General features: G+C 63.6%; 23 protein-coding genes. 11 read left to right on the forward strand and 12 right to left on the reverse strand.

Annotated features, from left to right (window positions below):
• Positions 1-94: 94 nt before the first annotated feature.
• Positions 95-541 carry a helix-turn-helix domain-containing protein gene (locus G7Y31_RS09275; RefSeq protein ID WP_165009787.1) on the reverse strand — a complete coding sequence of 149 codons (447 nt, stop codon included), beginning with the start codon at positions 539-541 and terminating at the stop codon, positions 95-97.
• 124 nt (positions 542-665) lie between these two features.
• Positions 666-1,301 (reverse strand): uracil phosphoribosyltransferase, encoded by a 636-nt coding sequence (gene upp / locus G7Y31_RS09280; RefSeq protein ID WP_165009789.1) that lies wholly within the window; start codon positions 1,299-1,301, stop codon positions 666-668.
• 86 nt (positions 1,302-1,387) lie between these two features.
• Here upp and G7Y31_RS09285 point away from each other — a divergent pair, with 86 nt between their 5' ends.
• From G7Y31_RS09285 to G7Y31_RS09295, 3 genes are read left to right on the forward strand one after another with little or no spacing between them, the layout of a single operon-like run.
• Positions 1,388-1,672 (forward strand): transducer protein Htr23, encoded by a 285-nt coding sequence (locus G7Y31_RS09285; protein WP_165009791.1) that lies wholly within the window; start codon positions 1,388-1,390, stop codon positions 1,670-1,672.
• Between the two features lies 1 nt (position 1,673).
• Positions 1,674-2,567, forward strand: a complete 894-nt coding sequence (locus tag G7Y31_RS09290) for a C40 family peptidase (RefSeq protein WP_165009793.1) — start codon at positions 1,674-1,676, stop codon at positions 2,565-2,567.
• 32 nt (positions 2,568-2,599) lie between these two features.
• Positions 2,600-3,838 (forward strand): hypothetical protein, encoded by a 1,239-nt coding sequence (locus tag G7Y31_RS09295; protein ID WP_165009795.1) that lies wholly within the window; start codon positions 2,600-2,602, stop codon positions 3,836-3,838.
• On the opposite strand, the gene G7Y31_RS09300 is transcribed toward G7Y31_RS09295, so the two are convergent.
• Both G7Y31_RS09300 and G7Y31_RS09305 read right to left on the reverse strand, forming a co-directional pair.
• Positions 3,835-4,887, reverse strand: coding sequence for an alpha/beta hydrolase (locus G7Y31_RS09300; protein WP_165009797.1), 1,053 nt, complete (start codon positions 4,885-4,887; stop codon positions 3,835-3,837). The two genes, G7Y31_RS09295 and G7Y31_RS09300, sit on opposite strands and share 4 nt — an antisense overlap.
• Position 4,888: 1 nt before the next feature.
• A complete protein-coding gene (locus G7Y31_RS09305; protein WP_165009799.1) occupies positions 4,889-5,758 on the reverse strand; it encodes an amidohydrolase family protein in 870 nt (289 codons plus the stop codon).
• Between the two features lie 39 nt (positions 5,759-5,797).
• Between G7Y31_RS09305 and G7Y31_RS09310 the strand changes: the two genes are divergently transcribed.
• Positions 5,798-7,027 (forward strand): D-alanyl-D-alanine carboxypeptidase family protein, encoded by a 1,230-nt coding sequence (locus G7Y31_RS09310; protein ID WP_165009801.1) that lies wholly within the window; start codon positions 5,798-5,800, stop codon positions 7,025-7,027.
• Positions 7,028-7,083: 56 nt separating this feature from the next.
• Here the strand turns inward: G7Y31_RS09310 and G7Y31_RS09315 are convergent, their stop codons facing one another.
• The 8 genes from G7Y31_RS09315 to G7Y31_RS09350 all read right to left on the reverse strand — a co-directional run bounded on the left by G7Y31_RS09315 (position 7,084) and on the right by G7Y31_RS09350 (position 15,453).
• Entirely contained in the window at positions 7,084-8,004 is a 921-nt protein-coding gene (locus G7Y31_RS09315; protein ID WP_165009803.1) for an RDD family protein, read from the reverse strand.
• Between the two features lie 102 nt (positions 8,005-8,106).
• Positions 8,107-9,195 carry a YhjD/YihY/BrkB family envelope integrity protein gene (locus G7Y31_RS09320; RefSeq protein WP_165009805.1) on the reverse strand — a complete coding sequence of 363 codons (1,089 nt, stop codon included), beginning with the start codon at positions 9,193-9,195 and terminating at the stop codon, positions 8,107-8,109.
• Positions 9,196-9,325: 130 nt separating this feature from the next.
• The gene (trpS, locus tag G7Y31_RS09325; RefSeq protein ID WP_165009807.1) at positions 9,326-10,345 is read right to left on the reverse strand and encodes a tryptophan--tRNA ligase; all 1,020 of its coding nucleotides are present in this window, start codon (positions 10,343-10,345) and stop codon (positions 9,326-9,328) included.
• Between the two features lie 200 nt (positions 10,346-10,545).
• Positions 10,546-11,697, reverse strand: coding sequence for an HNH endonuclease signature motif containing protein (locus tag G7Y31_RS09330; protein WP_165009809.1), 1,152 nt, complete (start codon positions 11,695-11,697; stop codon positions 10,546-10,548).
• Positions 11,698-12,164: 467 nt separating this feature from the next.
• Positions 12,165-12,356: a hypothetical protein gene (locus G7Y31_RS09335; protein WP_165009811.1), complete on the reverse strand. Its 192-nt coding sequence runs from the start codon at positions 12,354-12,356 to the stop codon at positions 12,165-12,167.
• 71 nt (positions 12,357-12,427) lie between these two features.
• Positions 12,428-13,255: a trimeric intracellular cation channel family protein gene (locus G7Y31_RS09340; protein WP_165009813.1), complete on the reverse strand. Its 828-nt coding sequence runs from the start codon at positions 13,253-13,255 to the stop codon at positions 12,428-12,430.
• Positions 13,256-13,349: 94 nt separating this feature from the next.
• A complete protein-coding gene (locus G7Y31_RS09345; protein ID WP_165009815.1) occupies positions 13,350-14,258 on the reverse strand; it encodes an exodeoxyribonuclease III in 909 nt (302 codons plus the stop codon).
• A gap of 25 nt (positions 14,259-14,283) precedes the next feature.
• On the reverse strand, positions 14,284-15,453 hold the full coding sequence (locus G7Y31_RS09350) for an MFS transporter (RefSeq protein WP_165009851.1): 1,170 nt from the start codon (positions 15,451-15,453) through the stop codon (positions 14,284-14,286).
• 577 nt (positions 15,454-16,030) lie between these two features.
• On the opposite strand from G7Y31_RS09350, the gene G7Y31_RS09355 reads away from it, so the two are divergent.
• The 7 genes from G7Y31_RS09355 to G7Y31_RS09385 all read left to right on the forward strand — a co-directional run bounded on the left by G7Y31_RS09355 (position 16,031) and on the right by G7Y31_RS09385 (position 25,723).
• Positions 16,031-17,080: an iron-siderophore ABC transporter substrate-binding protein gene (locus tag G7Y31_RS09355; RefSeq protein WP_244977474.1), complete on the forward strand. Its 1,050-nt coding sequence runs from the start codon at positions 16,031-16,033 to the stop codon at positions 17,078-17,080.
• 3 nt (positions 17,081-17,083) lie between these two features.
• On the forward strand, positions 17,084-18,208 hold the full coding sequence (locus G7Y31_RS09360; RefSeq protein WP_165009819.1) for a FecCD family ABC transporter permease: 1,125 nt from the start codon (positions 17,084-17,086) through the stop codon (positions 18,206-18,208).
• Entirely contained in the window at positions 18,205-19,275 is a 1,071-nt protein-coding gene (locus G7Y31_RS09365) for a FecCD family ABC transporter permease (RefSeq protein WP_165009821.1), read from the forward strand. Before G7Y31_RS09360 ends, G7Y31_RS09365 begins: the two co-directional genes overlap by 4 nt.
• 103 nt (positions 19,276-19,378) lie before the next feature.
• Complete coding sequence (locus tag G7Y31_RS09370) at positions 19,379-20,269, forward strand: ABC transporter ATP-binding protein (RefSeq protein WP_165009824.1); 891 nt, start codon at positions 19,379-19,381, stop codon at positions 20,267-20,269.
• A gap of 61 nt (positions 20,270-20,330) precedes the next feature.
• Positions 20,331-21,287: a siderophore-interacting protein gene (locus G7Y31_RS09375; protein ID WP_165009826.1), complete on the forward strand. Its 957-nt coding sequence runs from the start codon at positions 20,331-20,333 to the stop codon at positions 21,285-21,287.
• A gap of 107 nt (positions 21,288-21,394) precedes the next feature.
• On the forward strand, positions 21,395-23,566 hold the full coding sequence (locus G7Y31_RS09380) for an NADP-dependent isocitrate dehydrogenase (RefSeq protein ID WP_165009828.1): 2,172 nt from the start codon (positions 21,395-21,397) through the stop codon (positions 23,564-23,566).
• 90 nt (positions 23,567-23,656) lie between these two features.
• Positions 23,657-25,723, forward strand: coding sequence for a M3 family metallopeptidase (locus tag G7Y31_RS09385; RefSeq protein ID WP_165009830.1), 2,067 nt, complete (start codon positions 23,657-23,659; stop codon positions 25,721-25,723).
• The last annotated feature ends 23 nt before the right edge of the window (positions 25,724-25,746 follow it).

The raw sequence follows: 25,746 nt of genomic DNA on the forward strand, positions 1-25,746 counted from the left end.
AAGGTCATGTACCCCGTTTGCCTGCGTACCCGGGGCCAAGAAGTCTTTGTCCGAGTCTAGACTAGACCAAGCGGTTCAGAAAATCACTACTGAACTAGACCTGTCGTTGCACCGGCCGCTTCCACTCGCGGCGTTGCTGCCACTGCGAGGCAAGCCTTTGGTCGCGCCGCCGCTGTTCCACATAGCTGGCTGGGAACGGCGCCACGTGCTCGGGGTGGAGCACCGCGGCTTCTTCCCGCCCACCCTCCTGAGCCATCCCCGCGCACAGTGGAGTGACCAATTCCCCCACCCCCGGTAACAACACTGCCGGGGGCACCTCCAACGCCTGTGCCAGTTTGTACACGGTGGATAGTGTGGGATCCACAAATCTGTCAGTGCGCTCGAGATTGGAGATTTGGCTGCGCGACACCCCGGATAGCTCCGCTAAAATTTGCTGGCTAATTTGCCTGCGCACGCGCACCTGGCGCAAAATCCCCGCAAAACTTTCCCCGTAGGTTATCCACGCCAATAGACTTGCCTGGCTGGGTACGCTATACGTCATTTCTCAACCCCCTAGGTTGTTCCCCTCGTAATGTTGTGAGCTACCGCGGACCCCCATGACTGCCGCGGTAACCTCACATCATAGCCACACTGCGCCCGGCGCACTACCCCCTTTTTGCCCCCTCCTAGACGTCGATGTTGCGCGGGCCGTAGAGCCTATCGCCGGCATCACCCAAGCCCGGCACAATGTAGGCCTCGGGGTTAAGGCTCGGGTCAATCACGGCAGTGACCAGGCGTACCGGCAGCCCCGACTGGGCCAGAGCGTCGACTCCCGGTTGCGCGGAGACCATACAGATGGCCGTGATGTCCGTGGCACCGCGGTCCGCCAGCAGTTTGAGGGAGTGCAGCAGGGAGCCGCCAGTGGCCAGCATTGGGTCCACCACAAATACGGTACGCCCGGTCAGATCCTCCGGCAGCGCCTCCAGGTAGGGCACCGGCTGGTGGGTTTCTTCGTTGCGGGCCATGCCAATAAAGCCCACTTGGGCGTCCGGGATCATCGCCAGCGCCGGGTCAATCATGCCCAGACCAGCGCGAATGATGGGCACGATAATCGGCGGGTCTTGCAGGCGCGTGCCCTGCGCCGTGGCCACCGGGGTCACGCAATCGAAGTGCTCAACGGGCAGGTCGCGGGCGGCTTCGTACACCAGCATTGCGCCCAGGTCTTTGAGGGCGGCGCGGAATGCGGCGTTGTCACTGCGGGCATCACGCATGATGGTCAAACGCGAGGCGGCGAGGGGGTGGTCTACTACGTGGATCTCCATGCCCACCACTGTAGCGCCGTGGCGCACGGGAAAAGAAGTAAAAATTTGCTGGGAACCTTTTGCCCGCTGGAGCAGTCCAATGAGCTATGAGAACTTTTGAGATTGACACCGACTACACCCGCGCCTTGGCCCGCGATTTGGATGCCCAAGCCCAGCCACAGCCCCACCACCTGCCGGTTCTGCCGGGCGGGCCCCTGGGGGATTTCTGCTCGGCGCTTGCTGCGGCTTTCCATAACCTCACCGCCCGCGATAACCAACTGCGGGCAGATTTTGCCTATCTTGCCGATACCGCTGTGGCTACCAGCAATGCCGCCGAATCTGCCGATGCCACCTCTGCTACCGCCTGTGCCTCCCTGTTAGGGGGTTCCTAGGATGCTGGTTATCATGCAGGCAATCGCCCAGATTTCACGGTTAAGTCCTCAGGAGCTTCCTGCCATTGCCTTGCCACAGGGTCCTTCTTTGGGTTCGGTGGATGAGTTGGCGCGCATCACCGGCGGCAGCCCAGCAGCGCTCCACCGCGCCCACCGCAGCTTGGAGGCCGATAAACACACCGTGCACCAGGTCCGCGATCGCGCAGCGACCTTGGCCCGGCAGTGCCTGGTGGACTTGCTGGGCATCGGCAGTGAGCTGCTCCGCCAAGCCATTCCCCTAGCCTTGGGGCTTGTGGTGCCCAACCCGGCCGTGCAGGCCGCGTCCCGGGCGGGGCTAGAGGCGTTGGCGGCGCGGGGCATCGCCCAAGCAATGGCTCGCCTCAGCCACTTGATGGGCGAGCTAGCGGCGGTGGCGCGGCCTCTGCTAGACATCGCGCAGACCGCAGTACAGTCGGCATGTAGTGACTCCGGGCGCGCAGCGGCACACTCCCTTGGCCAAGGGGTTCCGGGGTCTTGCGCGGTGGGTTCTTCGTCCGGTCCAGCTGCCGGTTCATCGGCTGGCCAAGCCGCAGCCCAAGCGGCATTGAGCCAGGTTGGCACCCCGTACACGTGGGGCGGAACTGGATCCGGGGGCTTCGACTGCTCTGGGCTTACCCAGTGGGCCTACCGCCAAGCCGGAATCGAGCTGCCGCGCCTGGCCCAGGAACAGACCGTGGGGGTGCAAGTACCAGCTGATCAACTCCAGCCAGGGGATCTGGTGGTCTGGGACGGGCACGTGGCCATGTATTCCGGCAACGGGCAGATGGTAGAGGCGGGCGATCCGGTGCAGACCAATCCACTGCGCACCACAAACATGGGCATGGCCTTTAAGGGGTTTTGGCGCCCCACCGGCTAATCAGGCGGGGCTATTAGGTAGAGTTGATGGCCATGAATACGCGCGCGATCGTACCGGTTAAACTCAGCCTCACGGAGGGCGATTTCTATACCCTATGGGCCACGCCCTGGCGCCAAAACGGCACGCAGTGGCAGGCTTTTTTGGGCGATGATGAATCCGTCCTCCTCTTCCACACCGAGGCCCAACTCCTGGCCTTCTTGGAATCCGGCACGCGCCACGATTTAAGCGATCATCCTTCGTGGGAGGAGTTCAACTCCCGGCCCGCCCACCGCGTGCAGCCTGCGGAGCGCGACGTCTACGACCTCGTGGGCGTGCCCGCAGTGTTGGCACAGCGCCCCGGCCATGAGGCCGTGTCCACCGTGGCCCGCAACTTTGAAGTTGCTGAAGCCTTGGCGGCCGTAACCGGCGCGGAGCGCACCACCATTTTCTTTGCCACTCACTCCATCTTGCGCTCCACCGCCCGGGGCTATGAGCACTACTCCGGGGAGGAAGGCCTGCGCGAGTGGTCCGGTGTGGGCCACGTGGTGCTGAGCAACTGGGCCACCGTGATTGAAGAACTTGATAGCCACGTGCGCGTGGTGGACCCGGCCGAGTTTGATTCCGCCGTGGTGGAGGACGCGGAATCACGGATCCTGGCCTCCGCTGAGGAAGCCGCCCAGGCTCGCGCCGCCGCAGAAGAAGCCCGCAAGGCAGAAGCTGCTGCCGCCGATCCTTATGACCAATCTGTATGGGCAGCAGCGGGCATCGACCCCATCAAAATCACCATCAATAACAAGAGCGTGTACACCCTGCGCACCTACCTCGACGGCAGCCCCCTCTTCCTGGGCAAGTGGGGAGAGATTTTCACCTTCGCCACGCCCAAGCAGCTCACTCGCTGGATCATGGAAAATGATGATCATGACCTGGCCCGTGTTAGCACGTGGGAAGACATCACCACCGCTGCGAACGCCGGCGACTTGGAGCTTAGCGTCCACGCGGACAACCTCTACACCTTCAACGGCCTAGTGCGCGATATTGAAAAGGGGCCGGAGGAAGTCGATACCCAGCAGATGGCCCGCGCCTACGAGGTGTGTGCCGATGCCGCCGACTGGGCCGGCGACGACTCCGTGAACTCCTATATGCTGGCCAACCCCCGCTTCCAGGACTACTTGGGCTACATGCTCGGCTCCACCGAGCACGCTGGCTATGTCCCCTCCAAGCCCTATAGCGACCACGCCACCGCCTGGGCCGGCCTGGAAGAGATGTTGAGCAAGCGCTTCTCCAAGTTCTAACCACAACGGCCACGGCCTCCCTCGACGTGCGGGCGTATCGCCGCGATGAGGTCAGCAACCAGCCGCTGTGAAACCGAAGCCTGGGGACGCAGCTGATCAAAACCATGGTAGGCCCGCGGGTAGGTCACAAATTCCGCATGGCCGCCTGCGGCGTTGACGGCCCGGGCGTAGGCCTGGGCCTCATCGAAGAACAAGTCCAGCTCGCCTATTCCCACCCAAACCGGCGGCAACCCCGCGAAGTCGGCCCGCACGGCCGGCGAAGCGTAATCATTGACCTGCGCCGGTCCAGCGCCAAGGTACGTCGCCCACGCACCCCGGTTGGTATTGGCGGTCCACACGAATTGCCCGCGCCCCGGAACCGGGGTAGACACCGCGTGCGGGCCAGCGACCGAGGCCGACACCGCGCCCCCATCGGCAACTGCGGAGGTTCCCGTGCGATGGTCCAGCATCGGATAAATCAGCGCCAAAAAGTCCACAGGGTGGCCCTCGTCAAGGGCGCGGTGAACAATCCCCGCCGCCAAGCCCCCACCGGCACTATCCCCGCACACCGCCACCGGCCCTGCGCTGCGCTCCTGCGCCCAGCGCAACGCCGCATAACACGCCTCGTGGTCGGCGGGGAAAGGCGCCACCGTAGCCTTGGGATACTCCGGGGCCACCACAATGACCCCCAGCTCCTGGGCAATCCGCGAGTTCAGCGGATCATAGTAGCCCGCCGAGCCAATCAAATGCCCGCCGCCGTGAGTAAAGACCACCACCGGGGCATCCTCAGCCACCCCAGCCGGGCGCAACACCCGCGCCTCAAACTCCACCCCCTCCGGACTGCGCTGCACCACTTCCTGGACCTCGACCCCATCACCAGCCCGGCGCGCAAAACGGCGGCGCGCAACCACCTGGGAGGCGGTGACAAAGGCGGCATCGGGAAGCACATGCATGGGCAGGTACAACAGCGGGTGGCGCAGCTGCGGATCCACTGCGCGAATGTGCCGGCGCCGTGAGCACACATACGCGCCCACGCCCGCAGCAGCCATCAGGGGCCACACACGCGGCATCTTAGGCCTCCTCCTCCGCAAAGACCGTTTCCCCTAGCGCCTCATACGCTGGCAAAATGGTGCTGCGCAGCACCTCGCGGCGTACCGGCTCCGGTGCGAAGGCCGACTCCATCGCCGTGACCGTCAGGTCAAAGAACTCCTCCAACCCGTAGCCGAAGGTCTCATTCAACGCCACGAACTCACGCGTCAACGCACCCGGCCCCAAGTCCGCAGCGGCAACCGCGCAAGTAAACCCCAGTTGCTGTAGCAAAGGCAGCGGGTGGTCCGCCAGCGCATCGACCACCCCCGCTGCCTGGTCTGCCAGCGGCGAAACCACCAGCGTTATCGCACGGTCGCGCACCCACCCCGCCACCGGCCCGGGCACAATTCCGTCCAGGTCCGCACGCAGGTCATCCGTCACGCACGTCGCCCGCAGCAGCCGCTGGACGCCCGTCTGCGCAGCCGCTTCGACCACCGACAAGGATTCCGCCGCGTCGACACCCGCCGGCAGCCACGCCCGGCGCACCTGAGCAACCTGGTCGCCTGGCACCAGCGCGCCCACCACGCGCGGCGAATCTGCGCAGTCCACGACCTCGGCACTGCCGCACAACACCACACGCGCGTCCACGTCCGCCTCTGCATCCAACACGCCCAGCACCGCCTCCACAGCCTGTGCCGCCGGGAAAGCGTAGGCGCCCGGCTCCAGGTGGAGCTCGGCATAGACCACGGTGTCGGCACGCAGGTCGGCGAGGAGGGCGACGGTGGCATCGGCAAGCTCTGCTGGGGTGGCCGCTGTGGGAAGCGGCACATACAGGCTCACTTTGGGCAGGCGCGCGAAGGCGAAGGCGTCGGAATCCTTGTTTTCGGGGCTGATCATCGGTGCGTCATGCATGGGGACCATCGTAGGGGCCCACCTAAGATGTGTCATGTTATGAAGAAACCCACCGCTGCTTGCCTGGCCGCCGTCATGTGCCTGGGCCCCGCGGGTGCACAGCTTGCCGATGCCGCCGAGCCCACCACCCGCCACGCCGCCCCCAACACCGACGACTGCCCCCAGCTGCTGCAACCCCCGGAACCCACCACAACCTCCGAACGGCTTGCCCCCGGCCAGCTCAGCCCCACCCCGCTGCCGCCTGCGCCGGAGACCTTCTGCGGAGTCCTTGCCCCGGCGGGGTTTCGGGTGGACCCCGAGGTTTACGCCGCCGCGTGGATGGTCAGCGACCTAGACACCGGGGAGGTGCTGGCCATGAAGGACCCGCATGGGCGCTACCGGCCGGCCTCGATTATCAAAGTCTTGCTGGCATTGGTAGCCATTGAGCGGCTGGACCTGGGCGAAGAGCTCACTGTCAGCGCCGAATCTGCGGACCAGGAGGGCTCCGCGGTGGGCCTAGGCGCCGGCGGGCATTACACGGTGGAGCAACTGCTGCAGGGGCTGATTATGGCCTCCGGCAATGATGCCGCCCATGCTCTGGCCCAGCGCCTGGGCGGGGACGCCGCTGCCCTGGAGCTGGTCAATGCCAAGGCTCGCGAGCTGGGCACCACTGGCACCGTCGCGGCCAGCTATTCCGGCCTGGATGCCCCCGGCATGTCCACGTCCGCGGCGGACATGTCCGTGATGTACCGGGCGGCGTTTGCCAACCCAACGTTCGCGCGGATTGCTGCCACCGAGTCCGTGAAGTTCCCCGGCTACGATGACCTGCCGGAATACGAGGTGTGGAATGACAACGGGCTGTTTATGAATGACGAGGACGGCATTGGCGGCAAGACTGGCTATACCGACGATGCCCACCACACCTTCGTCGGCGCCCTCAACCGCGACGGCCGCCGCCTGATGGCCGTGCTGCTGGATACCACCATCGACCACGGCCCCCGCGCGTGGCAGCAGGCCCAGCTGCTGTTGCATGAGGCTTACCGTCTGCCGCCTGGTACCGCCGTGGCTTCGCTGTCCGAGCTTGCCGATACCCCCTCCCCCACCGCCGAGCCCATCCCTGCGCCGCCCACCCCGTCGCTACACATTGGCAAGGCGGAGCAGGCCCGGCCTTCGCAGCCGGAGTGGATTGGTTGGCTAGCAGTGGGCCTGGTGGGGGCGCTAGCGCTGGGTGTTGCGGCCTTTACGCTGCGTCCCCGCAACAATGTGCACCGCGGCGGCCCACGCCGTTGAACATCCTTGCCACCTTATCTGTTCGTTGATCTCCCGGGTGGTCTTGGGACGGGCTGTTAGCGGCGGGTCTTCTTTACTACTTCCGCCCCGGCTAGCCGGTCATGCGGGGCCCGCAAATCGTTGTCGGCACTAATAGAAAAGTACGCATGAATGGCGGCCAAGCTACTCACCAGCGGCCCCACCGCCGGCACAGCGATGGCTAAGCGGAACCAGTTGCGCTGTAGCGTGCGGCCGAGACTCAACTGCTCTTTGGTATCTACGTCGCGCACCCGGTAGCCAAACAGCAGCTTGGCGGGGCTGCCGCCCCAGTAGTGCTCCGGAACAAGCACCACAGCGAGCATGACGGCCACGTATACGATGGGCGCTAAAAGAGAACTCCCATCCAGGGTGAGCGGCACGGCCACCACACCGGCTGCAGAAGTAGCGATAAAAAGGTCCGCCAGTCCCAAAAGGGCACGCGTTCCGTTACTCGCACGCTGTTGCAAGTCTGCATAGTTCACCGCACCGGTGGGCTGCCCCCAAATCGGATTCGCAGGCGAGACCTGGCCGCCTTGGGGCTGCTGCACATATGGATTCGCAGGGTTGGGGAAAGGGCTCGCGGAGGTGGGGCCGGGATTCGGGTCACTACGGCCGACTCCTGGAAAGGCAGTGTCTGCGTAGGGATTGTGTGATCGATGCTCCGGATCTGGTTCGGTCCAACCGGCGTACTCCGGGGGCCAGGTGCCAAAATCCCCTAGGTATTGCAACTCCTGCCAGGTAGGAGTGCGCCTGGCTTGGAGGGCCTCATCGTAGGCCTGCCGGTTGGCATCATTAGCCAGGACGGCATAGCCGATGCTGACTAGTTTGCGCTCTTGGCTGCTGGTACTAAAACCATCACCGGCCAAGCGGGCATCGCGCGCGGACAGCTGTACACCCAGGGCGGTGCAGTTATCCTTAGGGTCCAAGCGGAAAAACGCGTAGAGATCAGGGGCAGACATGCCAGCCATTCTAGCCCCCGCCCTGGACATGCCTGAATCCCACCGGTGCGCCCGGCCAATTAATCCCCCAAACGCCGTTAGCGCAACGCGTCCCCCTAGAACTTACTTTTTGCGACGCAGCAGAGCCGCAATGCCGGCCCCGGCAGCGCCAATGGCTGCACCGGCGCCAAGCGTCAGTGCCGGGGAGGGTCCGGTCTTGACCTCGTTACGCACGCGAATGATGGCCGGGGCGGGGACATCGACGTCCTCAACGTGGAGCAGGGACTCCTCCGTAGTGGCCGTCCACGCAGAAACATAGAGCACCACGCGCCAGATGAGGTACATGACCACCATCAAGACGATGACCGGGCCAAAGACCGCACCGGCCGGGCTGCCGGTGGCCGAGGACATGATCATGGTGGACAGCTGCTTGATTACCTCGAAGGCCACCGCCCCAATGAGCGCGCCAATAAAACCAGACTTCTTGGGGACCTTGGTGCGCGGCAGAACCACGATCAGCCACCAGAACACCAGGAAGTTGGCCACCATACCAATGGCTAGACCCGCAAAGAAGAGCACCTTATCCATGCCAGGGAACGACTCGATACCCACCAGCTCGAAGACCTTCTGGGTAAGCCCTGACGTACCAGCAGCGGTAACGCCGAAGGCCACAACAAGCGCAATAAGCAAACCCAGCAGGCCCAGCAGATCACTGAACTTCTTCTTGATAAAGTTGCCGCCATCGGTGGGATCCATCTTCCACATGGAAGAGATACCGATACGCAGGTGGTTCATCCAGCTCAAGCCCGACCACAAGGTAGTCAAACCACCGATACCGAACATGGCAGCCCTCTGGCTGATGGCGGTCTCCAGGACCTGGTTAAGGGTATCCCCCAAATCGCCCTCGACAGCGTTGGTGATGTGGTCCTGCACTTGCTGGAAGAGGTCCGGACGGTTGGCCAGTACCGTGGCCAGGCTGGCCACCAGCAGCATGAACAGCGGGAAAATGGCCAGCACCGAGTAATACGTGATACCAGCTGCGAATTGGTTACCGCCTTCAGACATGTAGCGGTCCTGCATGCGCATCAGGTGATCGACTAGTGGGGAGCGTTCGCGGACTTTGTCCACCGCGCCCGGCTCGTCTTTCCGGGCGCGCTCGATACCGTACATGTCCGTGTTGGCCGTATCAGCTTTAGTAGTCGCAGCTGCCATGGGCGGCGGGTTTCCTCTCCTTAAAGGTACATAGTTACCAGCCCTACCCTAGCTATTTTCTTGCTAAGAAGCGCAATTGAGGCCGCTAACTTACAGCGGCCCCAGTCCTGGCGCGACAAGAAATCGACGTTCAGGCGCGCGGTGTCTTCAGGAACCCGACCTTCTCGTAGACATCATCTACCAGCGGCTGAGCCACTTCATTAGCGCGCTCTGCGCCCCGGGCCAGGATAGAGATCAGCTCGCCACGGTCAGCCATGAGCTCATCAAAGCGAGCTTTCAGCGGAGTCACAAAAGCCTCCAAGGCCTCGGCGGTATCAACCTTCAGGTGCCCGTAACCCTGGCCGACGTACTTGTCCACCAGCGAATCAACGGACTCTCCCGTCAGCGCCGACTGAATAACCAACAGGTTCGACACCCCCGGCTGGTTCTCCCGGTCGAAAGCCACCACCCCCAGATCATCAGTCACGGCAGACTTGATGCGTTTAGCAGACGTCTTCGGCGCATCCAGCAGGTTGATAATGCCCTTGGGGTTCGACGAGGACTTCGACATCTTCGATGTCGGGTCCTGCAGGTCATATATCTTCGCCGCCCCTTCCGGAATCAGCGGCTCCGGCACCCTAAACGTCTGCCCATATGTGGCGTTGAAGCGCTCAGCCAGGTTGCGGGTTAGTTCTAGGTGCTGGCGCTGATCCTCGCCCACCGGAACGAAGTCCGGCGAGTACAGCAAAATATCAGCAGCCATCAGCATCGGGTAGGTAAACAAGCCCACGGAGGTGCGGTCAGATCCTTGCTTCGCGGACTTATCCTTGAACTGCGTCATCCGCGAGGCCTCCCCAAAGCCGGTCAGGCATTGCAGCACCCAAGTCAGTTCCGCATGGGCGGGGACGTGAGATTGCACAAAGAGGGTGGACTTTTCCGGGTCGATCCCCAATGCAATGAGCTGGGCAGCTCCAGCAATGGTCCGCTCGCGCAGCTCCTGCGGGTTTTGCTGCACGGTAATGGCGTGCAGATCCGGGATGAAGTAAAACGCCTCATAGTCGTCCTGCAGGTCAATCCACTGCTTCAGCGCCCCCAGGTAATTGCCCAGGTGGTACGAATCCGCGGTGGGTTGGATGCCGGAGAGAACGCGTGATACTTCAGTATGTGCCATGCACACTAGAGTACCTGCCGCCCGGACCCCCGCACGTCTGGCCCCTTCCGCGCGCTTTTTGTCGTCGCGGTTGGGGCTGTGTGCTTTCCGATGCCGCCAGCTCCCTACCGTCCGCCGGTGCCTGCCATCTGGCAAGAGGCTGTATACCTTCCGGCTGGTCCGATTGCTGGACGTGAGGCCGATAGCTGGTCTGCTGGCGGCTAGCTTTCCGGTGGTGGTGGTGCCTGGTGGTGGGCTTCCGGTGGTGGTGGTGCCTGGTGGTGAGCCTCCGGTGGGTAGGTGGTGGGTGTGGCTGATGGTGGTGTGGGCTCGGGCCGGGTTTGTATTGGTGGTGCGCCACCGGGTGCTTGCCACCCAACCCCGGTACCCATGCGCACCATCCGGCCCCGGGTTATCGGGATACCGTCTGGCGGGTGGTCTTCATTAGCACCGTTATGGTGCGGACACAGCGGGGTAAGGTTTGACATGTTGGTCTGGCCACCTTGGTTCCAGGGTTGGATGTGGTGGATTTGGCACTTATCAAACGGCAAGTGACAGTCTATCCAGGAGCATTCTGCTCCCTCGGCGAGTAGCAATAAGCGCTGCTTAGAGTTAGCGGTACGCGAATACCGGTACAAATCCAGAGGGCCGTGCTCACGGGAGAGGGCTGCGATAAACCCGTAGTCCAGGCACAACCGCTCTAACAGGTCCTTGCCAGTGAGGATGGCGCCGTTGGAGGCGCGGACGCGAATATCAGCATCGGTGGGGTACCGGCCGGGGTTGTGTATCCGGTCGACGAACTCACAGATCTGATCAATGTAGATGGGGATGATCGGGATGTAGCGTTGTTTGCCAGCACCCCCGCCCCTGAAAGCTGCAAGGAAGCTTTCTACTTGATCTTGAGGGTCAACCACAGCGTGGACGTCCATGATGTCGACCGACTTGCCTGTGGCTTTGAGCGTGGCTAGCCCGTTGGCGTGGTGGGTGAGTTTCACGCCTTCTTTAACCTCGCGCGGCTTAGCTAGTTTCTTCAACTGCTCTCGCGCAACGGCCTCGATTTGTGCGGCAGGCGTCTTGCAGAGTTTGACGCGTAGTTTCCATTTGGCGAGCTTGTCAGCCACGCGGTTGGTTTTGGACTCGATGAAGTCTAAGGCTTCAGCAGAATGTCCTTGGGTGCGGGCGGCGGTTAGGGCTTTGTATTGCAAGCCGGTAAACGAGGTCTGTCCGTAGTAGGTGTTATACAGCGTGACGTACTTGCGTGCGACAAACGGGCATAGCCCGTTTGCGGTGAGGTCTTCGACGCTGTGGCCGGCGAAACCAGCCAGGGCGTCGATGACGGGGCCTTGGCCCGCAAGTAGTGTCTCGAAGTTCATGCCACCGAGAATAAACACTCTCGCGGGACGTTCGCAAGGGTTATCGGAAAATTGTCCACTCGAGTGTGCAATGAGGGTAAACTTTGGAAGGATTTACCGATGGTAATGGGGGCACCCACACGGGGGTGACTCAACCCAGGCGGGGGTAGGCCGATCACGGAGCAGAAGCGGGTTGGCGGTCGAGGTGACGGCGCCCGGGAGTAGAGTCGGGCCACGCGTAGACGACAGGCGGTAGCGGTGGCAGTCGGGGTGTCGGCAGCAGGCGGTAGCGATGGCAGCCAGGATGGCGGCGGCCGGTCGCGGGCACGGGCCACGCGTAGGCGCCCGTGCCCTGGAAGCGGGCCGGGAGCTGGCGACAGGCCATGGCCAAGGCGAGCAGGGGCTGGTGCCTGGCCGCGTGGGGCATCGGCAAGCTAGGCATACAAAAGCCCGCCACAACGGTGACGGGCTAGAAATGGTAGGCAGGCTTAGAGCTTGCGGGAGGTGGGGCTTATGGTGTTGAGGAAGTTAGAAAAGCCTACGACCATCAGGGCGCCACCGACGCCCATGAGGATAATCGGGCCCAGGAAGGCGAAGGACGGGCCAACCAGGGTGTACCACCAGATAGCCAGGGCCAAAACCACTGCGCCCAGGACGAATTCAATTGCTGCGCGTGCCATGCGTTGCTCCAAACATCTGCAGTTGAACGGTTAAACTGCCTGTCAGCTTAACACCCCAGCCACGCGGGGGCCTATTTTTTTGGATCCCTGTTGGCCTCGCCATCACCAAATCGAGAGCCATCCACCTGGTTCCGGTCCTGGTTATAGTCCCAACGCTGCGGCGATTGTCGTTTGAGCGGAAAGTGCGCGGGGGTAGCTAAACGCGCCACTGCGGCGGTCTTGCGCTTGGCGGCCCGGGCCCCATCGCGCACCAGGCGCGCCGAAAGACGCAAGCGCGGATCGATCGGCTGCTCCGCCCCGCGATACTCGAACACCGGCAGGTTGGTATGCGAATAGATAGCCCACAGACGCGCCACCAGGGCCACCACCACGGTGGTCAACGCCGCAGCTTCAGCCGCGACCTCAAAGTGCACCAGGGCCATGTACACGGCCGTGGCAAAGACCGCGATTGAGGCATAAAGCTCATTGGAAAGCACCAGCGGGACTCTGTCGCAAAGCAGATCGCGCAGGATTCCCCCAAAAACGCCGGTAATGATGGCGCACACCGCCGCGATGACAAAACCATGCCCCAGGTGTAACGCTACCTGGGTGCCCAGGACCGCGAACACGGCCAGGCCCAGGGCATCCAGGATTAAGAAGAGATGGCGGAAGTAGTGCATAAGGAAGGCCATCCACACCGTGACCACTGCGGCAACCAGGACAATTACCAGGTAGTGCGGGTGTTCGACCCAGGTCAAGGGGTAGTCCCCTAGCACGATATCGCGCACCGAGCCGCCACCCAGGGCGGTAATTGCCGCGATGAGCATTACCCCAAAAAGGTCCATCTTTTGCCGCCCGGCTGACAGCGCAGCCGTCATCGCCTCTGCGGTAATCCCCACGATATACAGCGCCGTAAACATCCCGTCCCCGTTTGCTTCCTGTTTTCTTTCTAGCAGTATGTGCCCCGCGGTACCGTGCTACTTGGGGCTAGCTGGGCTTGCACTGCCGCTTGTACTAGCTGTATTCCACTAGCAGCGGAGAGTGGTCAGACCAGCGTTGTTCGACACTGGGGGCCTTTTCTACCCAGCTGCGCTGCGCGCGCTCCAGCATGGCCGCAGTGGCCGCCTGGTAGTCGATGCGCCACCCGGCATCGTTGTTAAAGGCCTGACCGCGGTAAGTCCACCAGGTATAGGGGCCCTCGGCGTCGGGGGCCAGGCGGCGGGCGACGTCGAACCATTGGGGGGCATCGGCAGGCTCCCAAGGCTGGTGCGGGGAGTAGTCCACCACCCCGCGCCACTGGCCAAGGCCCGGCTTGTCCTGCGGCTGGGGATCCGGAAACGCCCCAAAGACGTGGTCCATGAAGGCGCGTTCTTCCGGCAGGTGGCCAGCCTTCTTCTCATTAGCCTTGTTATTCTTCAAGTCCTGGGCGCGGTGGCAAATGTTCCAATCCCCACCAATGACCATCTGCGAGTACTGCGCCGCCCGGTCACGCAGCACGGCCGCGAGCTGGTCCAGGAACGTGTACTTCTCATCCAACTTTGGCGAGTCCGCCTCGCCGCTGGGCAGGTAGAGCGAGGCCACGCGCACCTGCCCCACGGTGGCCTCAATCCAGCGCCCAGAGTCGGTGAAGGAACCGAAGCCCACGGAGACATCGGCAAGCTCAGTGCGCGAGAGGATGCCCACCCCGGCGCGCCCCTTGGCCCCGGGGGTCTGGGCGTCTGCTTGCGCCAGGTGCCAGCCGGCCTCCAGGGCGGGCGCGAGGGCCTTGCGGGTCTGCGCCGGGGTGGCGCGGACTTCTTGCAGCAACACCACGTCAGCGGGAGTGGTCTCCAACCAGGCGTTCATGCCGGGGTTGTCCTCGTTGCGCTGCTTGCAGGCGGCGCGAATGCCATTGACGTTGACAGAAGCGATGGTAAAAGTCATGCGCCATACCCTACCCGGCGCCCGGCTAGCCCTGCGCGACCACCTTCACGCGCGGGCGCTGGCCGCGGCGCCGTGCGTCCCACATGGTGATTATCCAGGTCAGCACACCTGCGGCAGCCAGGCCCGCGCCGGCCAAGGCGGTGGAGTTATAGCTATAGCCCGCGCCGACTACGACACCGGCAATGCTGGCCCCGGCGGCATTAGCGATGTTCAACGCCGATTGGTTCAGGGCGGCGGCCAGGGTTTGGGCGTCCCCGGCGACTTCGACCAGGCGCAGCTGCAGCGACGGCACCAGGGTGGCACCGAAGAATGCCAGCAGGCCAAAGCTGAGCGCCCCGGCGATGACGCTGTGCGCCGCAAAGTAGAAAACCACCGAGACGGCCACCATGGCCCCTAGCGCCCCGACGATGCCCAGTTCCAGGTTGCGGTCTGCTAGTACCCCTCCCACTGCGTTGCCTGCTGTCATGCCGATGCCGTAGACCATCAGCACCGCCCAGGTCCACCGGGGTTCCATTCCCGCGACTTCTGTCATGGTCCAGGTGATGTACGTGTAGACGGCGAACATGCCACCAAAGCCCACGGTTCCCATGATGACGGTGAGCCACACTTGGGAGTTGCGGAAGGCCCCGAACTCGGTGGAGATGTCGGTTTGTTGCATCTGGGTCATGTGCGGCATGAGCAGGTAGAGCAGCACCATGGTGGCTGCGGCAATCCCCACGACCAGGTAGTAGGCAGCGTTCCACCCCAGTGCCTGGCCCAGCGCCTGGGCGGCGGGCACGCCGATGACCGTGGCCACCGCCAAGCCCATCCCCACAAAGGCCATGGCCTTACCGCGCTCGCCGGCTGGAGCCATGGATGCCGCCGAAAGGTTGGCTACGGAGAAGTACGCGCCATGTGGCAGGCCGGCAATGAATCGTGCCACCAGCAGCACCCCATAGTTCGGTGCCAGTGCGGTGAGTAGATTGCCCAGCAACAAAAAGGCGATCAGCAATAGAATCAGCCGCCGGCGCGGCAGCTTGCCAGTAAGTGCGGCAATAACGGGCGCGCCTACCACCACGCCCAGTGCGTAGACGGTGATCACCGTGGAGGCGGCGTCTTCCGTGATGCCAAAGTCGCCCGCGATAAGCGGCAGCAAACCCATGGAGACAAACTCCGTGGTACCAATGGCAAATGCCCCCAGGGCCATGGCCAGCATCACCAGGCGCCGTCGCGCGGGGGTGATGTCGGCTTGCTGCGGCAAGGGCCGGCGGGTAAACCGCACCCCAGTGACGGTACTGGGCCGCGCAGCAGCGCGCGCGGTTATAGGCTGGGTGGGCTCAGTTCGGGAGTTAGTTTGCGGGTCAATCACTGGGCACACGTTAGTCCGGCGGGAGGGGTGCTCGTAAGCCAGCGGGCGAAGCCAACAACCACACTGGTTTAGTGAATCTGATCACCGCATGTGCCCTGCGCAGCCAAACCGGTGTACCGTTAGTCGAGCCTTACCTAATCCTGCAATCGGCTTCCCCTGACGTTTATCCATCGCATATCTCGCATATGCACTGCGTTTCGCGGGTACCCGGCAGATGTGGTGCGCTTTCCACACGGTCGCGCACTCATCGCCCAAACCCCGGTCTGATCCTCGGTCCGATCCCCGGTCCGGTTTCTGCCCCGGTCCCGGCCCGTTGCCTGCGAAACGCTTGTACCACCTTCACAAGGAGAACCCCTTGCTTAACGCACCCTCTGCCGCTGCCCGAAAGGCTCCCGCCCGCAAGGCCACCGCTGCCGCCTGCGGCATCGCCCTGGCGCTGACCCTGGCCGCTTGCTCCAACCAAGATGCCAACCAGTCCGGCAGCGCCTCGTCTGCTGGTTCGGCCGCAGACTCGGCCACGGCATCGGCCAGCCAGGCAGACAGCCAGGCCGCTTTCCCGGTGAGCATTACCCACCACTTCGGCACCACCACCATCGACAAGGCGCCCACCCGCGTGGCCACCGTGGGCTGGGCCAACCACGAGGTCCCGTTGGCACTAGGCATTGTCCCGGTGGGCATTTCCAAGGCCACCTGGGGCGATGATGACAACAACGGCCTGTTGCCGTGGGTGGAAGAAAAGCTCGCAGAGCTCGGCGCCGAGACCCCAGAGCTCTTCGACGAGACCGACGGCATCCCCTTCGAGCAGGTCGCCGCCACCAAGCCGGACGTCATCCTGGCTGCCTACTCCGGCCTGACCCAGGAAGACTACGACACCTTGAGCAAAATTGCCCCAGTGGTCGCCTACCCGGATGTAGCCTGGTCCACCTCCCTGGAACAGATGATTGACCTCAACTCCACCGCCCTGGGCAAGCAGGAAGAAGGCGCCCAGCTGGTCAAGGACTTGGACTCCCAGGTCGCTGCCGCCTTGGACAAGCACCCCAAGCTCAAGGGCACCAAGGTACTCTTTACCGCCTTTGGCGGCACCACGGATGCCTCCAAGCTGGGGTTCTACCCCACCGTTGATCCGCGCATGGGCTTCTTGGCTGACCACGGCTTTGGCGTGCCGGCCATTGTGGAAGAAAACTCCCGCGACGCGGAGAAGTTCTGGGTGGAGGTCTCTGCGGAGAACCCGGAGCAGTTCGAGGACGTTGAGCTCATCATCGCCTACTCTTCCGGTAAGTCTGAGGACGACGCTAAGCTGCTAGCTGACCTGCAAAAGGATCCGCTCAAGTCCAAGATTCCAGCTATTAAGAACGGCAACGTCGCCTTCATCGACAACGGCCCGCTGGGTGCTTCTGCCAACCCCTCGCCGCTGTCTATCCCGTGGAGCTTGGACAAGTACTTCGCCGCACTCGAAGCAGGCCTGCAGTCCTAGTCCATGTCTGCTAAGCACCCCACTGTCTCCGCCTACACTGCCGACGCCCACACTGCCGATACCCACACTGCCGATGCCCCCGCAAGCTCCGGCTCGGCAGGTTTCGGGCCCGCAGGTACTGGCGGCATCGGCAAGCACAGGAGCATCAAAGCCGCAGTGCTGGCCGGGCTGGCGCTAGCTCTGGTGGCGGCCACCTTGGCATCGGTGATGTTTGGCGTGCGTGACATCACCGTGGCCGATGCCTGGGCAGCCCTAGGCGGAGCCACCGATACCGCCAGCCAGGCCGCGGCCTACCTGCGGGTTCCGCGCACCGTGCTAGCGATTGCCGTCGGGGCCGCGCTCGCACTATCGGGCACGACTTTCCAGGCGATAACCCGCAATCCGCTGGCAGATCCGGGCATCTTCGGGGTGCTCTCGGGCGCATCACTGGCGGTGGTTGTGGGCATTGCGTTTTTCTCTGTATCACGGCCAGTGCCAATGATGCTCATTGCCATTACCGGCGCCTTTGCCGCGGCTGCCTTTGTCTACTTCATTGGCACTCTGGGCACAGGCAAAGCCACGCCACTGGCTCTGGCGCTAGCCGGTGCCGCCACCGCAGCGGCGTGTTCTAGCCTGGTCAGCGCCATTTTGCTGCCGCGCACCGATGTCATGGACCAATTCCGCTTCTGGCAAATTGGTTCGGTAGGCGGGGCCAAGTGGGACCTACTGGGACTCGCCGCCCCACTATTTGTGCTGGGTGTGGCAATCATTGTGCTCAGCGCCGGTGGGCTCAACGCCCTGGCACTAGGCGATGACACCGCCACCGGCCTAGGCATCCACGTCACCCGCACGCGCCTGGTGGCCACCTGCGGGGCGGTGATTCTTTGCGGTACTGCCACCGCGATCGCTGGGCCCATTGGTTTTGTGGGCCTGATTGTTCCCCATGTGTTGCGCCTGGTGCTCGGCACCGACCACCGCGTACTGCTGCCCGCCACAGCGCTGGGCGGGGCGGTGTTGCTGGTGGCTGCCGACACCCTGGGCCGCGTGGTCGCCCCACCGACGGAGGTGGCCGTGGGCATTATTACCCCACTCATTGGTGCGCCACTGTTTATTTGGATTGTCCGGCGCAGCAAGGTGCGTGAACTATGAGTACCCACACTTCTACTACTTCGGCTGCGGCCTCCACTCCTGCCGCAGCCCATCCGGCGCTAGCTACCCAGCTGCGCCAACAGCGCCGGGTACGCGCCCGGACCTATCGCTGGCGCCTAGGCGCACTGCTAGTGGCGGTGGTAGCCATCTGGTGGCTAAGCCTCATGGCTGGCCAGGCGTGGTTTAGCCCCGCCGAAGTGTGGTCGGTGCTCGTGGGCAACCCCGCCCCGGGCACAGAGTTTACCATCGGGGATTTGCGCCTGCCGCGCGCCACCATCGCCGTGGCAGCGGGCCTGGCCTTTGGCCTAGCTGGCAACACCTTCCAAACCATGCTGCGCAACCAGTTGGCCTCCCCGGACATCATTGGCATTTCTGCGGCGGCCTCTGCTGCGGGAGTTACTGGCTTGGTGTTGTTCCACTTTTCCCAAGTGGCGGTTTCTGCAATGTCCTTAGTGGCCTCCTTGGTGGTGGCCGCGGTCATTTATGTGCTCTCGCTCAAATCTGGCTTCTCCGGCACCCGGCTCATTCTCATTGGCATTGGACTATCTGCTGTGTTGCAGGCCTGGACGCAATTTGTCATCTCCCAAGCCCCCCAGTGGGACTTGCACGCAGCCACGCGCTGGCTTACTGGCTCGCTTAATACCATGAGCTGGGAGCGCGGCGCACCGCTGCTGGTATGCATAGTGGTCCTGGCCCCAGTGATGGTGGCGCTCAATAACCGCCTGGCAGTGCTACAGCTTGGCGATGCCCTGGCCATCGGCCTGGGCCTGCACCTGACTGTAGTGCGCGCCAACCTGATCGGGTGTGCGGTGGTGCTGGTGGCGGTAGCTACCGCTACCGCCGGGCCGGTGTCCTTCGTAGCGTTTATGGCCGGGCCGATTGCCAGCCGAGTCTTTAGCAACACCACCGCATTATTGCTGCCTTCGGCCCTGGTGGGCGCACTATTGATGCTGGTTGCCGACTTGGCAGGCCAATACCTTTTTGGCACCCGCTACCCAGTGGGCGTAATTACTGGCGCCTTGGGCGCGCCCTTCCTTATCTACCTGCTGATCCGCTCGCGGCGCTAGGTCTAACGCTCTAGCGACTACTGCACGAACGACTACTGCACGAACGACTACTGCATGAACAACTACCGCAAGAAGAACTACTAGAAAGGAGAACGCCTCGCACATGGACCACCACCGCCCCACATTCCCCGGCGAGACTGCCGGCGATAATCCCGGCGCGCCAGCCGCGACGACTGCGGCGACTGCGGCGACTGCTGGCACGCAAGTCGGCGCGCACCAGCTCAGCGCCGTGGAAGTCAGTCTGGCCTATGGGCAGCGCACCATCATCGAGGGCTTGAGCGTGGATATTCGCCCAGGCAAGGTCACCTCCATCATCGGACCCAATGGCTGTGGAAAATCCACGCTGCTGCGATCATTATCGCGCCTACTGGCCCCGACGGCGGGCAGCATTGTGCTCGATGGCGCAGATATTTCCCGCCTGCCCACCAAGGCGCTGGCCCAACAATTGGGCCTGCTACCTCAGTCCCCGGCAGCCCCCGATGGCATTGTGGTCGCCGACCTCGTCGGCCGCGGACGCACCCCCTACCAAGGACTACTGGGCCGGTGGAGTCAGCGTGACTACGACATCGTGGCCCAAGCCATGGAGTCCACCGGAACGGCGCAGCTAGCCCAGCGAAGCTTAGATGAGCTTTCTGGCGGCCAACGCCAGCGCGTCTGGATCGCCATGGCGCTGGCTCAAGACACCGACATCTTATTGCTCGATGAGCCCACCACCTACCTCGACATTCGCCACCAGTTAGAAGTCTTAGAGCTGCTGCGCGCGCTCAATCGCGAGCGCAGCACCACCATTGTCATGGTGATCCACGACTTGAATCTGGCAGCGCGCTACTCCGATGAGCTCATCGCGGTGGCCGATGGCCACATCGTGGCCCAGGGCCCGCCGGTAGACACGCTGACTCCGCAGACGGTGCGCGATGTCTTTGGCATCGACTCCATCGTTATCGACGACCCCGTCTCTGGGCTGCCCGCCGTGATGCCCATCGGCGCCATCTGAATCCAGCGCCCCTGGCGCGTTGCTAACCACCCCTTGACCACCTCTACACGAAAGGACCATCATGCCTTATCAACCCCACCTTGCCACTGTTGTCAGCTCTGAGCGCATCTCCCCCAACTTCCAGCGCGTACGCTTTAGCGGCCTAGACGCCATGGGGCCGCAGGGCCCGGCGCTAGATATTCGCATCAAGCTCATCATCCCCGGAGAGGCCGGCCTGCCGGAGGTCCCGTGCACCCCGGAGTGGTTCCCCGTCTGGCAGAGCCTGGACCACAACACCCGGGGAGCCATTCGCACCTACTCGGTACGCGAGTTTGACCGCAACGCCGGCGAGCTGGACATCGACTTCGTGGTGCACACCGCCCCGGGGCTTAGCGGCCCGGCCTCCACGTGGGCTATCGGCGCTCAGCCGGGTGATCAGATCTACGTCATCGCCCCGCAGGCCCAGGACCCAGAGGGCTTGGGCATCGAGTTCAACCCCGGCGGCTGCCCGCAGGCCCACCTCTATGGGGATGAGACCGCACTGCCGGCCCTGGCCCGCATTGTCTGCGATTGGCCCCAGGGCCTGCGCGGCACCGTGGACATTGAAATCCCCGACGCCGCCGACCAGCAGGAGCTTCCCACCGTGGATGGCCTCACCGTGACGTACCACGTGCGCCAAGACCAGGCGCACGGGGCTTTGCTTGCCGATGCCCTAGCCACCCACCTGACTGCCCAACTCGGCCGCCCATTTGCCAATCCACTTGCTGGTGCCACCCCCGAAGGCCCGGCAGGGGCAGACGGGGAGGCTGCGGGGGCATCGGCAAGCTCAGGGCCTCGGGAAGTACTGTGGGAAACGCCCAGCTACTCTGCCAGCGGCGAGGAACTAGGCACGCAAGACCCTCACGCGGACTACTGGTGGATTGCAGGCGAGGCCTCCGCAGTCAAAGCTATGCGCCGCCTGCTAGTGCGCGAGGCAGAAATTTCGCGCTCCCAGGTCTCCTTCATGGGATATTGGAAGCGCGGAGTAGCAGAGAACTAACCCCGGGGGCGCTGACTCCCTACAAAAGGGGGCAAAAGAGGCCACGATTCTAGGGATAAGCGGGTATGGTGAAACCTCGAAACGTTTTCACATTCTAGAGGAGAAACATGTCTAAGATCATCTGGACTCGTACCGATGAGGCCCCCTTGCTGGCCACCTACTCCTTCAAGCCTGTGGTAGAGGCATTTGCCTCCACCGCTGGCATTGAGGTCGAGACCCGCGACATCTCGCTGGCAGGGCGTATCCTGGCCCAGTTCCCGGAGCGTCTGGGCGACAAGAAGGTTGAAGACGCCCTGGCCCAGCTGGGTGAGCTGGCTAAGACCCCTGAGGCCAACATCATCAAGCTGCCGAACATTTCCGCCTCCCTGGTGCAGCTAAAGAAGGCCATCGCTGAACTGCAGGCAGCCGGCTACGACGTCCCAGATTATGAGGATGCCGTGGACGCCTACGCCGTGGTCACCGGCTCTGCCGTCAACCCGGTGCTGCGTGAGGGCAACTCGGACCGCCGCGCGCCGATTGCCGTGAAGAACTTTGCCAAGAAGTACCCCCACAAGATGGGTGCCTGGAGCGCGGACTCCAAGACCAACGTGGCCACCATGGACGCCAACGACTTCCGCCACAATGAGAAGTCTGTCATCATGCCCGCCGCAGACACCCTAACCATCAAGAACAACGACACCGTGCTGCTAGATGGCCTCAAGGTCGAAGAGGGCGAAGTCATTGACGGCACCTTCCTGTCCGCCGCCGCGCTGGACGAGTTCCTCAAGGCCCAGGTGGCCCGCGCCAAGGAAGAGGGCGTGCTGTTTTCTGCACACCTGAAGGCAACCATGATGAAGGTCTCTGACCCCATCATCTTCGGCCACGTGGTGCGCGCCTTCTTTGCAGACGTCTACGACAAGTACGGCGAGGAGCTACTGGCTGCCGGCCTCAACGGCGAAAACGGCCTGGGTGCTATCTACACCGGCCTGGAGTCCCTGGAGGGCGGCGCCGAGATCAAGGCCGCCTTCGAAGCCGCCCTGGAAAACGGCCCCGACCTGGCCATGGTGAACTCCGCCAAGGGCATTACCAACCTGCACGTGCCCTCTGATGTGATCATCGACGCCTCCATGCCGGCCATGATCCGCACCTCCGGCCACATGTGGAACAAGGACGACCAGGAGCAGGACACCCTGGCCGTCATTCCGGACTCCTCCTACGCCGGTGTATACCAGGCCGTGATCGAGGACTGCAAGGCCAACGGCGCCTTCGACCCGTCCACCATGGGCACCGTGCCGAACGTGGGCCTGATGGCGCAGAAGGCCGAGGAGTACGGCTCCCACAACAAGACCTTCAAGATCGCCGAGGCCGGCAAGGTCACCGTGGAAAACTCTGCTGGCGAGGTGCTCATTGAGCACGACGTGGAGGCCGGCGACATCTGGCGCGCCTGCCAGACCAAGGACGCCCCCATCCAGGACTGGGTCAAGCTGGCCGTCAACCGCGCGCGCCTGTCCGGCATGAAGACCATCTTCTGGCTAGACCCGGAGCGCGGCCACGACGCCAACCTGATCACCTTGGTGGAGAAGTACCTCAAGGACCACGACACCGAAGGCCTGGACATCTCCATCGCCTCCCCGGTAGAGGCCACCAAGATCTCCGTGGAGCGCATCCGCCGCGGCGAGGACACCATCTCCGTGACTGGCAACGTGCTGCGCGATTACAACACTGACCTCTTCCCCATCCTGGAGCTGGGCACTTCTGCCAAGATGCTCTCCGTGGTGCCGCTGATGGCTGGCGGTGGCCTGTTTGAGACCGGCGCCGGCGGCTCCGCGCCTAAGCACGTCCAGCAGGTGGAGGAAGAAAACCACCTGCGCTGGGACTCCCTGGGTGAGTTCCTGGCCCTGGCCGAGTCCTTCCGCCACGAGCTCAACTCCAATGGCAACACCAAGGCCGGCGTGCTGGCCGATGCCCTGGATAAGGCCACCGAAACCCTCCTCGACGCTGGCAAGTCCCCCTCCCGCAAGGTTGGAGAGATTGACAACCGCGGCTCCCACTTCTTCTTGACCCTCAACTGGGCCAAGGAGCTGGCCGCCCAGACCGAGGATGCCGAGCTGGCGCAGACCTTCGCCCCCGTCGCCGAAGCCCTCGAGGCCAACGCCGCCGAGATTGAAGCAGAGCTGCTGGCAGTCCAGGGCTCCCCGGCTGACCTGGGCGGCTACTACGCCCCGGCTGAGGAGAAGATCACTGCCGTGATGCGTCCAGTGGCCAAGTACAACGAGATCATCGACGCGCTGAAGAAGTAGCACGGCTGCCGCGCCGTTGCCATAGCGTCGCCACACCTGGGGCGTCCCCATAACGGGGGCGCCCTTCGTTGTTGGGTACAGTATTCATTTATGTCGAATCCTTTGCTCAGCCCGTCCCCGTTGCCCTACCAGCTGCCCCCGTTCGCAGAAATCGAGGTGGGCCATTTTCTCCCGGCTTTTGAGGAAGCCATCGCACGCCACAATGCCGAGATTGCCGCGATTGTGGACTGCCCAGAAGACCCCACCTGGGCTAACACAGTGGAGGCCTTGGAGCGCTCCGGCCAGGACCTAGACCGGGTGACCACGATTTTTGGCAACCTCTCCGGCACGGACGTAACGGAGGAGATGGAAGACATCGGCGCGCAGTTGTGGCCGCGGCTGTCCGCGCACTATGACGCCATGTACCAAAATGCGGTGTTGTACGCGCGCATCAAGGAAGTAACCGTTCCGGAGGATGAGGAATCCCAGCGCCTCCACGCCCAGCTGCTGCGCACGTTCGCCCGCCAGGGCGCAGACTTGGACGCTGCAGGCAAGGCCCGGCTGTCTGAGATTAACCAGCGCCTGTCCGCGCTGAGCGAGGAGTTCGGCCGCAACCTGCTGGCCTCCACTCGCGAATTGGCGGTGGAGTTCACGGAAGAAGAACTCGAGGGCCTGCCAGCTGAGCGTATTGCCTCCGCGGCTGCCGATGCCGCCGCCCTCGGCCGTGAGGGCTACGTCATCCCCCTAGAGCTGCCTACGGTGCAGGCAGAGCAGTCCCGCCTGGCCCGGCCGGAGTCCCGGGCGAAGCTGTACGCGGCATCGGGAAAGCGGGGTATCGACAGCAACGCCGCCGGCCTGGTGGAGGCCGTACGCCTCCGCGCCGAGCGGGCCGAGCTCCTAGGCTATGCCAGCCACGCGGACTACGTCATTGCCGAAGAAACCGCCCAGGAGGCCGCCGCTGCCCGCCAGATGCTCTTCGACCTGGCCCCGGCTGCCGATGCCAACGCCGCCGGCGAACACAAACTGCTGGCGGAGGAAGCCGAGCTCTCCGGCCAAGGCTTTAGCGCCGCGGACTGGCCCTACTGGGAGTCCAAGGTGCGCGCCCGCGATTTCAGCCTGGACGAAGCCGAGCTGCGCAAATACTTCCCCCTCGAGCGCGTGCTCACCGGTGGCGTCTTTGCTGCCGCCGAGCGCCTCTACGGCATCACGGTAGAACCCCGGGATGACCTGCAAGGATACGCCGAGGGTGTGCGCGTTTGGGAAGTCTTCGACGCCCCGGATTCCGCCGGCAACCGCGAGGGCATTGGTCTGTTTATCACCGACTACTTTGGCCGGCCCTCCAAGCGCGGCGGCGCCTGGATGTCAGAGTTCGTCCCGCAGTCGCACCTACTGGGCACCAAGCCGGTGATTGTCAACGTCATGGGCATAACCAAGCCCGCCGATGGCTCCCAGCCGCTGCTGAGCCTCGACGAGCTGACCACCGTCTTCCACGAATTCGGCCACGCCCTCCACGGGCTGCTCTCCGACGTGCGCTACCCCACCTTCTCCGGCACCCGCGTGCCACGTGACTGGGTGGAGTTCCCCTCCCAGATCAATGAAAACTGGGCCCTAGACCCCGCGGTGGTCAAGGACTACGCCTTCCACGTGGAGACCGGGGAGGTGATCCCCGATGAGCTTCTAGATGCCGTCTCCGCCGCCGCAGAGTTCGGCCAAGGCTTTGGCACCAGCGAATACCTAGCCGCGTCCATTATTGACTTGGCGTGGCACTCGCTCACGCAGGAGCAGGCCGCCCCCCTGGAGGCCACCCCGGAGGCCATCGCCGAGTTCGAACGCCAGGCCCTGGCCGCAGCCGGGCTGAACAACGAGCTCATCGCCCCGCGCTACCGCTCCACCTACTTCAACCACATCTTCGCCGGCGGCTACTCCGCGGGTTACTACTCCTACTTGTGGGCCGAAGTCCTCGACGCCGATGGCTTCACCTGGTTCCAGGAGCAGTCTGCCGCAGGCAAGGCCGCGTCTGCCGATGCCGCCCGCGCCGCCGGCCAGCGCTTCCGCGACCTGGTGCTCTCCCGCGGCGCCTCCCGCGACTTCAGCGAGGCCTACCGGCAGCTACGCGGGCGCGACAAGGACGTGGCCCCCTTGCTCGCCCGCCGCGGCCTAGCCGGCGCAACCAGCTAGCCCAGCAACCCTGCCAGCCCTGC

This window comes from Corynebacterium lizhenjunii (assembly GCF_011038655.2).
GTDB classification, from domain to species: Bacteria; Actinomycetota; Actinomycetes; order Mycobacteriales; family Mycobacteriaceae; genus Corynebacterium; species Corynebacterium lizhenjunii.

Excerpts from the sequence above, each read along its gene's own strand:
- G7Y31_RS09305 (WP_165009799.1), bottom strand. The coding sequence starts at position 5,758 with ATGCATGACGCACCGATGATCAGCCCCGAAAACAAGGATTCCGACGCC.
- G7Y31_RS09345 (WP_165009815.1), bottom strand. The coding sequence starts at position 14,258 with ATGACTTTTACCATCGCTTCTGTCAACGTCAATGGCATTCGCGCCGCC.
- G7Y31_RS09290 (WP_165009793.1), top strand. The coding sequence starts at position 1,674 with ATGCTGGTTATCATGCAGGCAATCGCCCAGATTTCACGGTTAAGTCCT.
- G7Y31_RS09275 (WP_165009787.1), bottom strand. The coding sequence starts at position 541 with ATGACGTATAGCGTACCCAGCCAGGCAAGTCTATTGGCGTGGATAACC.
- G7Y31_RS09330 (WP_165009809.1), bottom strand. The coding sequence starts at position 11,697 with ATGAACTTCGAGACACTACTTGCGGGCCAAGGCCCCGTCATCGACGCC.
- G7Y31_RS09375 (WP_165009826.1), top strand. The coding sequence starts at position 20,331 with ATGCCTTATCAACCCCACCTTGCCACTGTTGTCAGCTCTGAGCGCATC.
- G7Y31_RS09335 (WP_165009811.1), bottom strand. The coding sequence starts at position 12,356 with ATGGCACGCGCAGCAATTGAATTCGTCCTGGGCGCAGTGGTTTTGGCC.
- G7Y31_RS09365 (WP_165009821.1), top strand. The coding sequence starts at position 18,205 with ATGAGTACCCACACTTCTACTACTTCGGCTGCGGCCTCCACTCCTGCC.
- G7Y31_RS09360 (WP_165009819.1), top strand. The coding sequence starts at position 17,084 with ATGTCTGCTAAGCACCCCACTGTCTCCGCCTACACTGCCGACGCCCAC.
- G7Y31_RS09385 (WP_165009830.1), top strand. The coding sequence starts at position 23,657 with ATGTCGAATCCTTTGCTCAGCCCGTCCCCGTTGCCCTACCAGCTGCCC.
- G7Y31_RS09315 (WP_165009803.1), bottom strand. The coding sequence starts at position 8,004 with ATGTCTGCCCCTGATCTCTACGCGTTTTTCCGCTTGGACCCTAAGGAT.
- G7Y31_RS09340 (WP_165009813.1), bottom strand. The coding sequence starts at position 13,255 with ATGTTTACGGCGCTGTATATCGTGGGGATTACCGCAGAGGCGATGACG.
- G7Y31_RS09285 (WP_165009791.1), top strand. The coding sequence starts at position 1,388 with ATGAGAACTTTTGAGATTGACACCGACTACACCCGCGCCTTGGCCCGC.
- trpS (WP_165009807.1), bottom strand. The coding sequence starts at position 10,345 with ATGGCACATACTGAAGTATCACGCGTTCTCTCCGGCATCCAACCCACC.
- G7Y31_RS09320 (WP_165009805.1), bottom strand. The coding sequence starts at position 9,195 with ATGGCAGCTGCGACTACTAAAGCTGATACGGCCAACACGGACATGTAC.
- G7Y31_RS09300 (WP_165009797.1), bottom strand. The coding sequence starts at position 4,887 with ATGCCGCGTGTGTGGCCCCTGATGGCTGCTGCGGGCGTGGGCGCGTAT.
- upp (WP_165009789.1), bottom strand. The coding sequence starts at position 1,301 with ATGGAGATCCACGTAGTAGACCACCCCCTCGCCGCCTCGCGTTTGACC.
- G7Y31_RS09295 (WP_165009795.1), top strand. The coding sequence starts at position 2,600 with ATGAATACGCGCGCGATCGTACCGGTTAAACTCAGCCTCACGGAGGGC.
- G7Y31_RS09310 (WP_165009801.1), top strand. The coding sequence starts at position 5,798 with ATGAAGAAACCCACCGCTGCTTGCCTGGCCGCCGTCATGTGCCTGGGC.
- G7Y31_RS09370 (WP_165009824.1), top strand. The coding sequence starts at position 19,379 with ATGGACCACCACCGCCCCACATTCCCCGGCGAGACTGCCGGCGATAAT.
- G7Y31_RS09380 (WP_165009828.1), top strand. The coding sequence starts at position 21,395 with ATGTCTAAGATCATCTGGACTCGTACCGATGAGGCCCCCTTGCTGGCC.
- G7Y31_RS09350 (WP_165009851.1), bottom strand. The coding sequence starts at position 15,453 with ATGCTGGCCATGGCCCTGGGGGCATTTGCCATTGGTACCACGGAGTTT.